General features: G+C 64.8%; 9 protein-coding genes. 3 read left to right on the top strand and 6 right to left on the bottom strand.

Annotation, left to right across the window (positions count from 1 at the left end):
- Nucleotides 1-27: 27 nt before the first annotated feature.
- The 4 genes from prpF to prpB all read right to left on the bottom strand — a co-directional run bounded on the left by prpF (nt 28) and on the right by prpB (nt 6089).
- A complete protein-coding gene (prpF, locus tag D7S86_RS17115; protein ID WP_121088054.1) occupies nt 28-1224 on the bottom strand; it encodes a 2-methylaconitate cis-trans isomerase PrpF in 1197 nt (398 codons plus the stop codon).
- A gap of 20 nt (nt 1225-1244) precedes the next feature.
- Nucleotides 1245-3842 (bottom strand): Fe/S-dependent 2-methylisocitrate dehydratase AcnD, encoded by a 2598-nt coding sequence (gene acnD / locus D7S86_RS17110; protein WP_121088053.1) that lies wholly within the window; start codon nt 3840-3842, stop codon nt 1245-1247.
- 116 nt (nt 3843-3958) lie between these two features.
- Nucleotides 3959-5116, bottom strand: coding sequence for a bifunctional 2-methylcitrate synthase/citrate synthase (gene prpC / locus D7S86_RS17105; protein WP_121088052.1), 1158 nt, complete (start codon nt 5114-5116; stop codon nt 3959-3961).
- Nucleotides 5117-5192: 76 nt separating this feature from the next.
- Nucleotides 5193-6089: a methylisocitrate lyase gene (gene prpB, locus D7S86_RS17100; RefSeq protein ID WP_121088051.1), complete on the bottom strand. Its 897-nt coding sequence runs from the start codon at nt 6087-6089 to the stop codon at nt 5193-5195.
- Between the two features lie 200 nt (nt 6090-6289).
- On the opposite strand from prpB, the gene prpR reads away from it, so the two are divergent.
- From prpR to D7S86_RS17085, 3 genes are all read left to right on the top strand, one after another.
- The gene (prpR, locus tag D7S86_RS17095; RefSeq protein WP_121088050.1) at nt 6290-8251 is read left to right on the top strand and encodes a propionate catabolism operon regulatory protein PrpR; all 1962 of its coding nucleotides are present in this window, start codon (nt 6290-6292) and stop codon (nt 8249-8251) included.
- Between the two features lie 506 nt (nt 8252-8757).
- A complete protein-coding gene (locus D7S86_RS17090) occupies nt 8758-9663 on the top strand; it encodes a hypothetical protein (protein WP_121088049.1) in 906 nt (301 codons plus the stop codon).
- Nucleotides 9664-9792: 129 nt separating this feature from the next.
- Nucleotides 9793-10707 carry an intradiol ring-cleavage dioxygenase gene (locus D7S86_RS17085; protein WP_121088139.1) on the top strand — a complete coding sequence of 305 codons (915 nt, stop codon included), beginning with the start codon at nt 9793-9795 and terminating at the stop codon, nt 10705-10707.
- 118 nt (nt 10708-10825) lie between these two features.
- On the opposite strand, the gene D7S86_RS17080 is transcribed toward D7S86_RS17085, so the two are convergent.
- Together D7S86_RS17080 and D7S86_RS17075 are read right to left on the bottom strand one after the other, a co-directional pair.
- Complete coding sequence (locus D7S86_RS17080; RefSeq protein WP_121088138.1) at nt 10826-11944, bottom strand: linear amide C-N hydrolase; 1119 nt, start codon at nt 11942-11944, stop codon at nt 10826-10828.
- Nucleotides 11945-11992: 48 nt separating this feature from the next.
- Nucleotides 11993-12598, bottom strand: coding sequence for an NUDIX domain-containing protein (locus D7S86_RS17075; protein ID WP_121088048.1), 606 nt, complete (start codon nt 12596-12598; stop codon nt 11993-11995).
- Nucleotides 12599-12676: the final 78 nt, after the last annotated feature.

Genomic DNA, 12676 nt, shown 5'->3' with positions numbered 1-12676 from the left:
CTACATCGATCGTGTGCGCGCATGCCGTCAGCTCTCGGCACCGTCGAGCGGCACGCGGATCCAGCCTTCCATCAGCACGCGCGCGCTGCGGCTCATGAGCGCTTTCGTGACGACCCATTCGTCGCCGTCGCGCTTGGCCTGCGCACCGACGCGCAGCGTGCCCGACGGATGACCGAAGCGGACCGTCTCGCGCGCGCCGCCGCCGGCAGCGAGATTCACGAGCGTGCCCGGTATCGCGGCCGCGGTGCCGATCGCGACGGCGGCCGTGCCCATCATCGCGTGATGCAGCTTGCCCATCGACATCGCACGCACGAGCAGATCGACATCGTGGCGTCTGACGGCTTTGCCGCTCGACGCCACATAGTCGGCCGGCGGTGCGACGAACGCGATCTTCGGCGTGTGCTGGCGCGTCGCGATGTCTTCGAGCCGATCGATGAGGCCCATGCGAAGCGCGCCGTGCGCGCGGATCGTTTCGAACATCGCAAGCGCGTCGGGATCGCTGTTGATCATCTCCTGGAGCTCGGTGCCCTTGTAGCCGATCGAGGCCGCGTTGACGAAGATCGTCGGAATGCCCGCATTGATCATCGTCGCCTGCAGCGTGCCGACACCCGGCACGTCGAGGTCGTCGACGACTTGGCCGGTAGGAAACATCGAACTGCCCGGGCCTTCGTCATCGGCTGCCGGATCGATGAATTCGAGCGGCACTTCGGCTGCGGGAAACGTGACGCCGTCGAGCTCGAAGTCGCCGGTCTCCTGCACGCTGCCGTTCGTGATGGGGACGTGCGCAATGATGGTCTTGCCGATGTTGGCCTGCCAGATGCGCACGGTCATGATGCCGTTGAGCGGAATGCGCGCGGCATCGATCAGGCCGCTCGCGATCGCGAACGGACCCACGGCCGCCGACAGGTTGCCGCAGTTGCCGCTCCAGTCGACGAAGGCCTTGTCGATCGCGACCTGCCCGAACAGATAGTCGACGTCATGATCGGGCCGTGTGCTGCGCGAGACGATGACCGTCTTGCTCGTGCTCGACGTCGCGCCTCCCATGCCGTCGATCTGCTTGCCGTACGGATCGGGGCTGCCGATCACGCGCATCAGCAGCGCGTCGCGAAACGCGCCGGGCACGCGCGCGGGATCGGGTAGATCTTCGAGACGAAAGAAGACGCCTTTGCTCGTGCCCCCACGCATATACGTGGCGGCAATTCGGATTTGAGGCGAATGCGTCATGGTGTAACGGTCCTTATGGGTCAAGCTGCGGTCTTCGACGATTCGAGAAAATCCTGCGCAAAGCGCTGGAGCACGCCGCCGGCTTCGTAGATCGAGACTTCCTCGGCGGTATCGAGGCGGCATGTCACGCAGACCTCGTCGCGCGCGCCGTCGCGGCGATGGATCACGAGCGTGAGATCGGCGCGCGGTTCGCGCGCGCCGATCACGTCGAAGGTTTCCGTGCCGTCGATGCCGAGCGTGAGGCGGTTCGTGCCGGGCTTGAATTCGAGCGGCAGCACGCCCATGCCGACGAGATTCGTCCGGTGGATCCGCTCGAAGCCTTCGGCGACGATCGCTTCGGTGCCCGCGAGCCGCACGCCCTTCGCGGCCCAGTCGCGCGACGAGCCTTGACCGTAGTCGGCGCCCGCGATGACGATCAGCGGCTGCTTGCGCTCCATATACGTCTCGATCGCTTCCCACATGCGCGTGACTGTGCCGTCGGGCTCGATGCGCGCGAGCGATCCGGCTTTGACCTTGCCGTCCTCGCGGACCATCTCGTTCTTGAGCGTCGGGTTCGCGAACGTTGCGCGCTGCGCGGTCAGATGATCGCCGCGGTGCGTCGCGTACGAATTGAAGTCCTCCTCGGGCAGGCCCATCTTCGCGAGGTATTCGCCCGCGGCGCTGTCGAGCAGGATCGCGTTCGACGGCGACAGGTGGTCGGTCGTGATGTTGTCGCCGAGCACCGCGAGCGCGCGCATGCCCGTGAGCGTGCGCGCGCCGGCGAGCGCGCCTTCCCAGTACGGCGGACGCCGGATATACGTGCTTTGCGCGCGCCAGTCGTAGAGCGGGGCCGCGGTTTCGCCGTCGTCGGCGCGCAGCGCGAACATCGGCTCGTAGACCTTGCGGAACTGTTCGGGCTTGACGCTCGACGCGACGACCGCGTCGATCTCTTCGTCGCTCGGCCAGATGTCCTTGAGCGTGACGGACCGGCCGTCGGCATCGATGCCGAGCACGTCCTGTTCGATATCGAAGCGGATCGTGCCCGCGATCGCATAGGCGACGACGAGCGGCGGCGAGGCGAGGAACGCCTGTTTCGCGTACGGATGAATGCGTCCGTCGAAATTCCGGTTGCCCGAGAGTACCGCCGTCGCATACAGATCGTGCTCGACGATCTCGCGCTGAATCGCGGGATCGAGCGCACCCGACATGCCGTTGCACGACGTGCATGCATAGGCGACGACGCCGAAGCCGAGCCGTTCGAGCTCGGGCAGCAGACCGGCTTCCTCGAGATACAGCGTGACGGCTTTCGAGCCCGGCGCGAGCGAGGTCTTGGCCCAGGGCTTGCGCGTGAGGCCGCGGCGGTTCGCGTTACGCGCGAGCAGGCCGGCCGCGATCATGTTGCGCGGGTTGTTCGTGTTCGTGCAGCTCGTGATGGCGGCGATGATCACGGCGCCGTCGGGCATGCGGCCCGGTTCGTTCTCGACCGTGCCGCTGATGCCGCGCGCGGCAAGTTCCGATGTCGGCACGCGCTTGTGCGGATTCGACGGACCCGCGATCGTACGCACGACGCTCGACAGATCGAACTTGAGCACGCGCTCGTACTCGGCGTTCGCGAGGCTGTCGGCCCAGAGACCCGTGTGCTTCGCGTAGGTCTCGACGAGACGCACGAGCGCGTCGTCGCGGCCCGTGAGCTTCAGATATCGGATCGTTTGCTCGTCGATATAGAACATCGCGGCGGTCGCGCCGAATTCGGGCGCCATGTTCGCGATCGTCGCACGATCGCCGAGCGTGAGGCGCGCCGCGCCTTGGCCATAGAACTCGAGATACGACGAGACGACCTTTTCCTTGCGCAGGAATTCGGTCAGCGCGAGCACGATATCGGTCGCCGTGATGCCGGGTTGCGGTTGGCCCGAGAGCTCGACGCCGACGATATCCGGCAGACGCATCCACGATGCGCGGCCGAGCATGACGCTCTCGGCTTCGAGCCCGCCGACGCCGATCGCGATCACGCCGAGCGCATCGACCATCGGCGTATGCGAGTCGGTGCCGACGAGCGTGTCGGGATACGCGACGCCGTCGGCGACCTGGATCACCGGGCTCATGCGTTCGAGGTTGATCTGATGCAGGATGCCGTTGCCCGGCGGAATCACGTCGACGTTGCGAAACGCCTTCTTCGTCCAGTTGATGAAATCGAAGCGGTCTTCGTTGCGACGGTCCTCGATCGCGCGATTCTTCGCGAACGCATCCTTGTCGAAGCCGCCGCATTCGACCGCGAGCGAGTGGTCGACGACAAGCTGCGTAGGCACGACGGGATTCACGAGCGCAGGGTCGCCGCCTTGCGCGGCGATCGCATCGCGCAGGCCCGCGAGATCGACGAGCGCGGTCTGGCCGAGGATGTCGTGGCAGACGACGCGCGCGGGAAACCACGGGAAGTCGAGATCGCGCTTGCGCTCGATGATCTGTTCGAGCGAAGCCGTCAGCGTTGCGGGATCGCAGCGGCGCACGAGGTTCTCGGCGTGCACGCGCGACGTATAGGGCAAGCGGTCGTAGGCGCCGGGCGCGATGGCCTCGATCGCGGCGCGCGTATCGAAGTAGTCGAGCGAGGTCCCGGGCAGGGGTTTGCGATAGGCGGTATTCATGATCTGGGGACGTCGTTAGGTCGCCGTCATGCACGTCGAAGAGGCTCGAAGCGTGTCGCGGCGGCTCGGTTCGTGAGGGACGCGACGCGCGCCGAGCGCGCGTCGGGGTCGTGCGCTCAGCGCTTCGCGAGCGGCACGAACGGCAGGTCCTCGGGGCCCGTGTAGTTCGCGCTCGGGCGAATGATCTTGTTGTCGATACGTTGTTCGATGATGTGCGCGGCCCAGCCCGAGATCCGCGAGATCACGAAGACCGGCGTGAACATCGCGGTCGGCACGCCCATCATGTGGTACGAGACGGCGCTGAACCAGTCGAGGTTCGGGAACATCTTCTTCGCATCCCACATGACGGATTCGAGACGCTCGGCGATATCGAAGAGCTTCGTGTTCGACGCGTCCTTCGAGAGCTTGCGCGCGACTTCCTTGATGACCTTGTTGCGCGGATCGGAGATCGTATAGACGGGATGGCCGAAACCGATCACGACTTCCTTGTTCTCGACGCGCCGGCGAATATCGGCCTCGGCTTCGTCGGGGTCGGCATAGCGGGTCTGGATTTCGAACGCGACTTCGTTCGCGCCGCCGTGCTTCGGACCGCGCAGCGCGCCGATCGCGCCCGTGACGGCCGAGTACATGTCCGAACCCGTGCCCGCGATCACGCGGCCCGTGAACGTCGACGCGTTGAATTCGTGCTCGGCATACAGGTTCAGCGACACGTGCATCGCATCGACCCACGATTTCGGCGGCGGCGCGCCGTGCAGCAGATGCAGGAAGTGGCCGCCGATCGAATCGTCGTCGGTCTCGACTTCGATGCGCTTGCCGTTGTGCGAGTAGTGGTACCAGTAGAGCAGGATCGAACCGAGCGAGGCGAGCAGGCGGTCGGCGATGTCGCGCGCGCCGGGCAGATTGTGGTCGTCCTTCTCGGGCAGCACGGTGCCGAGCACGGAGACGCCCGTGCGCATGACGTCCATCGGATGCGCCGAGGCGGGCACCCATTCGAGCGCGGCCTTGACGTTCGCGGGCAGGCCGCGCAAGGCCTTGAGCTTGCGCTTGTAGGCCGCGAGTTCCGCCTTGTTCGGCAGCTTGCCGTGCACGAGCAAATGCGCGACTTCCTCGAATTCGCATGCGCCCGCGAGATCGAGGATGTCGTAGCCGCGATAGTGAAGGTCGTTGCCGGTACGGCCGACCGTGCACAGCGCCGTGTTGCCGGCCGTGACGCCCGACAGCGCGACGGACTTCTTGGGCTTGAAGGCGGGCTTGGTGTTGTCTGCTTCGCTCATGCTGCGATCTCCTGCCATCCGAATGTTCTTGGAAATAAGGGGTGCTTCATCGTCGTCGATTGCGCGCGCCGCGCGCTTATTTCTGCGCGGCGAACAGCGCGTCGAGCTTCTGCTCGTACGCGTGATAGCCGAGGTACGCGTAGAGGTCGTTGCGCGACTGCATCGTTTCGACGGCAGCCTTTTGCGTGCCGTCGCGCTTGACGGTCTCGTAGAAATTGAGCGCCGCGGCGTTCATTGCACGATACGCGCCACAGCAATAGAGCGCGATATCGACGTTCGCGTCGCGCAATTCGTCGATCGTGAAGAGGGGCGTCGAGCCGAATTCCGTGAGATTCGCGAGGATCGGCACCTTGACCGCGGCCTTGAAGCGGCGGTAGTCGTCGAGCGTGCGCATCGCTTCGGGGAAGATCATATCGGCGCCGGCCTCGACATACGCGACCGCGCGCTCGATCGCGGCATCGATGCCCTCGGCCGCAGCCGCGTCGGTGCGCGCCATGATCACGAAGCCGTCGTCGGTCCGCGCGTCGACGGCGGCCTTCACGCGATCGACCATTTCTTCCTTTGCGACGACTTCCTTGCCCGGCCGGTGGCCGCAGCGTTTCTGGCCGACCTGGTCCTCGAGATGCACGGCCGCGACGCCGGCCTTGATGAACGACCGCACGGTGCGCGCGATATTGAATGCACCGCCCCAGCCGGTATCGATATCGACGAGCAGCGGCAGGCCCGACGCATCCGTGATGCGGCGCGCGTCGATCAGCACGTCGTCCATCGTGCTGATGCCGAGATCGGGAATGCCGAGCGAGTTCGCAGCGACGCCGCCGCCCGACAGATACAAGGCCTTGAAGCCGACGGCCTCGGCCATTTTCGCGGCATACGCGGTGATCGCGCCGACGACCTGCAGCGGGCGTTCTTCAGTGACGGCGGCGCGGAATTTCGCGCCCGCGCTCGAAAGGTGTCGTTGTGCGGTGTTCATTGGACCTCCAGAAGGGACGGGCCCTCTAAGCAGGAAGCGGGCCATCGTCGTGGCCGTATCTTAAGTCCCTGATTCGTCAAGGGATGCGAGCATCGATGTCTGTGTCGGAATTTCAGAAATGCAATCCGAGATTTCGATTTCGAAAACACGCATGCATACTACGCCGACTGGATGATTCTTGAGTAAATGGGTGCGCGTGGATGCTTGAGTCCGTCGATGTGGGGCCGCGGCCGAGGATCTGGGCCGTCGGAATCAGCCGGTTGCGCGATTTGTTCGTCGATATCGCCGCCGAATACGAAGGGCGCGCCGAGGTCCGTGTCGTCTCGCGCGGGTTCGACGACGCCGTGCGCGAGATCGCGGCGGCCGGCGGCGGCCGGCCCGACGTCGTCATCGCGGGCGGCTCGAACGGCGCGTATCTGAAGACGCGCGCGGCCGCGCCCGTCGTCGTCATCAATCCGACCGGGTTCGACGTCATGGAGGCGCTGGCGCGCGCGCGTCGCGAGGCCGAGTCGGTCGCGCTCGTCACGCATGGCGACACGCTCGACGAAGTCCGCCGTTTTGCCGCCGCGTACGGCATCGAAGTCGTGTTCGCGACCTACGACTCCGCGCAGGACGCCGAGCGCTGTGTGCTCGAACTGCGTGAACGCGGGATCGGCGCGGTCGTGGGGCCGGGGCTCGTGACGGATCTCGCGGCGCGCGCGGGGATGGCGGCGGTGTTCGTCTATTCGCGCGCGTCGATCCGGTCGGCGTTCGATACGGCGCTCGAAGTCGCGCATGCGATGCGCGGCGAGGCTGTACGCCGCCAGCGGCTCGACAATCTGCTTCAGCACATGCGCGACGGCGTGGTGGCGCTCGATGCGCGCGGTCATGTCGAGGCGATCAATCAGCGGCTCGCCGACGTGCTCGGTGTCGATCCCGCGGGCGCGGTCGGTCAAGCGCTGCTCGCGCTCGCGCCCGATCTCGCGGGCACCTTGCCCGAGGACGACGGCGATACGCTCGGCTCCGTGCGAGGCGTCAGTTACGTCGTGCATCGCGGGCCGCTCGCGGGCCATGGCGCCGCCGCCGGCACGGTGCTCACGTTTCAGGAGACCGTCGCGGTCGAGCGGCTCGACCGCACCGTGCGTTCGCGGCGCCGGTCGCAGCAGTTCACGGCGCGCTATCGGCTCGGCGATCTCGTCGGCGAGTCCGCCTCGATCGAGCGTGTGCGCACGCTCGTGAAGCGCTATGCGAAATCCGATGCGACGGTGCTGATTCTTGGCGAGAGCGGCACCGGCAAGGAGATGGTCGCGCAGAGCATGCATGCGCTGAGCGCGCGCCATGACTTTGCATTCGTCGCGATCAATTGCGGCGCATTTCCCGAGGCGCTGCTCGAAAGCGAGTTGTTCGGCTATGAAGAGGGCGCGTTTACGGGCGCGCGCAAGGGCGGTAAGGCGGGCCTGATCGAAGCCGCGCATCGCGGCACGCTGTTTCTCGATGAAATCGGCGAGATGCCCTTGCCGCTGCAAAGCCGTTTGCTGCGTGTGTTGCAAGAGCGCGAGGTCGTGCGGCTCGGCTCGACCGAGCCGACGCGCGTCGATATCCGCGTCGTTGCGGCGACGCATCGCGGATTGACGGAAGGTGTCGCGTCCGGCACGTTCCGCGCCGATCTCTACTATCGGCTCAATATCCTGAGCATCGCGTTGCCGCCGCTGCGCGAACGTCTGACGGACTTGATGTCGCTCGCGGCTGAACTGCTTGTACAGGCGGCGCGCCGTGAAACGCGTCTTACTGCGCTCGTAAGGGATGCCGCGACGGCGCGACGGCTGCTCGACGGCGTCGCGGAATCGCTGCGCCACTATGCGTGGCCCGGGAATGTCCGCGAGCTTCAGAACGTCATCGAGCGCGTGGCCGTCGAGCTCGCCGACGCGGCCGAGACGCGTGTCGACGACGGTGCGCTCGATCGGCTGCTCACGCGCGACGTGCTGCAGACGATCGCCCCCGAGCTGTTCGGCTCGCATGCGCGCGCGAAACGCGCGCCGTTGACGCTGCGCGAACGCAGCCGGCATGTCGAAGCCGACGAGATCCGCGCGGCGCTCGCCGCCGCGAACGGCGATCGCGACGCGGTCTGCAAGGCGCTCGGCATCAGCAAGACGACGCTCTGGCGCAAGCTCAATACGTCTTGAGTCGTGCGTCGCGTGATGCCGTTGGCCGTCTTTGTGTCGCGCTTGTGTCGCGCGCGTGGCGGCGCCCGTTTTCCTCGCAATGTGGCGTGATTTCGACGCGCGCGGAGTGACGCGCGTGCCCGGTGCCGAAGCGATATGTCAGGCCCGACCGGTCCTGAATAATCTGTAACAGACGCGCGCACAAAATCTCCGGGCCGCGCAAACAGGCGGGTTTGCTTACGATTTCCATTTTTGTAATGAAGATGTAATTTTTGCGTCTCCAAACGGTCATCGGCCGATGCTTCAATTCGCCCCGGTTTCAGCCGCGGTAATCCGCGCCTGCTGTACTCCTGCAACCTTTCCCCGCATCCTCCGCCGATCCTCGCGCAGGTCATGGACTGCGACACCGTGTGCCATCCAAGTCCGTTACGGACCGATGCGCGCGACGCGTCGCTCATGCCGCGTTTTGCATGAGGCGCGAGAGGCGCGCATGGCGGATCGAGACAGTCCGCAGCGATGTGACAACGATGAACGTAACGAATCTCGACAAGCTACTGCTGGCGCGGGCGTTTCATCCGTCGGCGGATCACGACATCGATGCTGGCCGTTATCTCGGCGAGTTCGGTGAAGATGCGGCCGGCAAGCGTCGCGCGCGATGCCCGCTATGCCTTCGGCACGCCCTCGATGTCGTCGTCGACGACGAGGGCGCGGCCGTCGGTTTCGTCCATCGCGAACGCGCGAGCGCGAGCCGATGCCCGCTCGCGGCGCAGTCGGTGCAGCCGCAGGCCTTGCAGGTCGCGCATGCGCGTGATCTACGTTGCCATCGGCAAAACCGCGCCGCATTCGTGGCGCGCTGGCGTGCGCATTACAGCCTCATGAAAGCGCAAGTCGAGGCACTGACGATCGCGCGGCTGATCAGTCTCGTCGCGTATGCCGATGCCGTGAATCTCTGGTCGCACCCGGGTCTTCGGCAATCCGATATGCCTTATGTGCTGCTCGCGCTCGGCGAACTCATCGCCGAGCACAGCGATGCGGTGTCGACGCAATGGGTGCGCTTCGTGTTCAACGGGACCGTGCGCACGGTCGACGATCTCTGGACGACGCGCACGGCGACGCCGACGTTGTTCAGGGTCCGGTACCGGACCGATACGGTCGGCAGTCTGCCGAGCTGGCGCGATGTTGTCGCGTGCGACGAGGTCGTTTTCGGCACGCTCGACGATCCGCCGTTCGACGGTGCGATCCACACGGCGGACGCGATGCGTTTCGAGGCATTCGTGCAGAGTGACGATGGACTCGGCACGCCGGCCGACGTGCCGTCTGACGATGTTTCGCAAACGTTATCGGGCTCGCAGGACAGCGTGCGGCAGTCGCTCGAGAACTATGCGGTCTACACGATGCGGGCTTACGCGAGGCGACGCGGCAAGTCGGCTTAGCGGGCCGCAGCCCGTCGAGGCGGGTGCATTTTCCCGCGTAGCGACACAATGTTTCCCGTGAGCGTGCTTTTTTATCGCGTGTCGAGCGACTATCCTGAGCCAAAACTCAAGATATTCAGGAGACACACGATGCAAAACGTCAACGAAGACACGATCACGCAGATCGTTCTCGCGCGTCACGCGAACGCGGCCAATCCTCGGCTGCGCCAGATCATGACGAGTCTTGTCCAGCATCTGCACAGCTTCGCGCGCGATGTCGGGCTTACCGAGGACGAATGGTTCAAGGGCATTCAGTTCCTGACCGACGTCGGGCACATTACCGACGACAAGCGTCAGGAATTCATCCTGCTTTCGGACACGCTGGGGCTGTCGATGCTGGTGACGGCGCTGAATAATCGCAAGCCTGTCGGATGTACGGAGGCCACGGTGTTCGGACCGTTTTTCGTCGAGGACGCGCCCGAATACGAGAACGGCGACGATGTCGCGAACGGCGCGAAGGGCGAACCCTGTTATGTCAGCGGCACGATTCGGGGGATCGGCGGCGAGCCCGTACCGCATGCGCTGATCCACGTCTGGCAGGCCGATTCGGAAGGCTTTTACGATGTGCAGAATCCGGATCTCGCCGAAAACCAGGCACGGGGATCGTTGCATGGCCGCGCCGACGGCACGTTCAATTTCAAGTCGATTACCGCCGAGTCGTATCCGATTCCGCACGATGGCCCCGTGGGCCGCATGCTCGACGCGCTGGGCCGTCATCCGTGGCGTCCCGCGCATCTGCACTTCATGATCGAAGCGCCGGGCTATGAACGGCTCATCACGCACGTGTTCCGCTCGGGCGACAAGTACCTCGATTCCGATGCGGTATTCGGCGTGCGCTCGTCGCTGATCGCCAATTGGCAGCAGCACGCGCCAGGTCGTGCGCCCGACGGCACGGACTCGGCGACGGCGTTCAGCACACTCGATTTCGAATTCGTGCTGAATCCCGCGCGTGTCGCGCGTGACGATGCGGCGGATGCGCAAAAGACGGTGTCGGCGGCATCCTGAAGACGTTAGGGCGTTAGGGCGTTAGGGCGTTAATAAAGCATTAAAGCGCTAAAAAATAAGGCCTATCAAAGCGCCAAAGAACGCCTCGAAGCGCTAAGACTTCTTAAGCCTTCAAGCCTCAAGGGTTCGCCTGCGCCGCGAACGCCTTGAGCCCTTGCGCGGGCATGAAGTTGAACGAGCGCGTCGGCACGAACGATCCCGATACATCGCCCGAATACACTTGCCCGTTCGCAATCGTGAGTTTGAGCACCGGCGCGCCGGGTTTCAGATTCAGTTTGGCGAGCGGAATCCAGAACGTATCGGGCCGCGTCGCCGAATCGAAGTAGTAGATGAGGTTCTTCTGGTCCGCGACGGTGCGCCAGATCGTCGACGACAGATTGGGTTGATCGGGCGTGCTGATGCCCAAGGGCACGCTGACCGAGCGCATGACACTCATGACCGCCGCCACGGCCTGGAAAGCATACGACCGGTTCGGCACGCCGACGATGTAATTCGGGTCGAGCTGTTTGGGAATCGCATCGAGCAGGAACGACGTCCGCACGAAACGATCCGCGGCCCGGTTCGTGCCCGGCAGGAAAGCCAGCCCGCCGACGCCGCGCCAATAGGTATCGAGCGCGAGTTGTTCGCTATAGATCGGCGAGTTCGTCATGACCTTGTACGCGCTGCCGTGATGAATCACGAGCTTGCCGTCGAGATATTCGAGGATCGCCGAGTCGCCGTGCGCATCCGAGAGCGACAGATGGATCGTCAACGCCTTGCCGTTGGGCAGCGGCGGCGCAATGACCTGAAACGGTTCCTGACTCAATACATCGACCGCTTCGGCGACGGTCGCGAAGTTGTCGAGCGCGTATTGCGCCCAGAGACTGATCGACAGCGGCGGGCGAGACGCATCGGGTTTGCCGTAATCGGTCTCGGCGAGATAGAGCGCATTCGCGACGAGCCCGCGCTCGTTCATGCCGTCGACGCTGCCGATTTCATAGCCCGACACGATGACGCTGCCGTATTTCGACGTCCATCGCGGCGAGCGCGGACCGCCTGCGCCATCGCGTTCGATGCCCGCCGGAAAGACCCAGAGATTCGACATCATGTCCTCGGACCAATCCATCGTGCGGCCCGTGATGATCTGCCCGTCGGCACCGGCATAGAGCGCGCGCGTGCAGGCTTGCGCGAGCGTCGCCATGCCGTACAGACCCGCAAGCGACAGGATCGTGACGGCCAACGTCATCCACCGGTTCATCGAAATGCGTCGACGCATGACAGGCTCCCGGAACGCGATGCGCAGAGTTTAGCCGTGGGTCGGCGTTCGTGTCCGAGCGAGGCCGTGGAGCGCTGCGTATTGGAGCAGCATGATCGTCTTGCCGTCGACGATCTCGCCGCGCTCGATGGCGTCGATCGCCTCGTCGAGCGGCATTTCGATGACTTCGAGATCCTCGCCTTCTTCTTCGAGTCCGCCGCCGTCTCCGACGCGCGTCGACGAGTCGTATTCGCCGACATAGAAGTAGAGCTTTTCGGTGACCGACCCCGGACTCATGAAAGCTTCGAATACCTTGCGCACGTGTTGCACGCGATAGCCGGTCTCTTCCTCGGCCTCGGCGCGAATGCGGTCTTCGGGCGACGCGTTGTCGAGCAGACCGCCGGCTGCTTCGACCAGCATGCCGTCGTGACCGTTGACGAATGCGGGCATGCGGAATTGACGCGTGAGCACGACATGCCCCGTCGCGGGGTTGTGCAACAGGATCGTCGCGCCATTGCCGCGATCGTAGGTCTCGCGATGCTGGCGCTGCCACGTGCCGTTACGGCGCAGAAAGTCGAACGTCACTTTGCGCAGCACGTACCAGTCGTCGGCGAGCACGCGCGTTTCGACGATCCGTACGCGCTCGCGAATCGGCATCGCCGCGATCGCCTCGGGTGTCAGATCCGTATCGGCGGGGGAGGTTGACGGATGGGAATGGGGCATGGAGGGCTCCGG

It is taken from the genome of Pararobbsia silviterrae, assembly GCF_003628125.1.
GTDB lineage: Bacteria > Pseudomonadota > Gammaproteobacteria > Burkholderiales > Burkholderiaceae > Pararobbsia > Pararobbsia silviterrae.
Note: the sequence above shows the minus strand (reverse complement) of the source record. Positions and strands in the feature narration are given on the sequence as shown.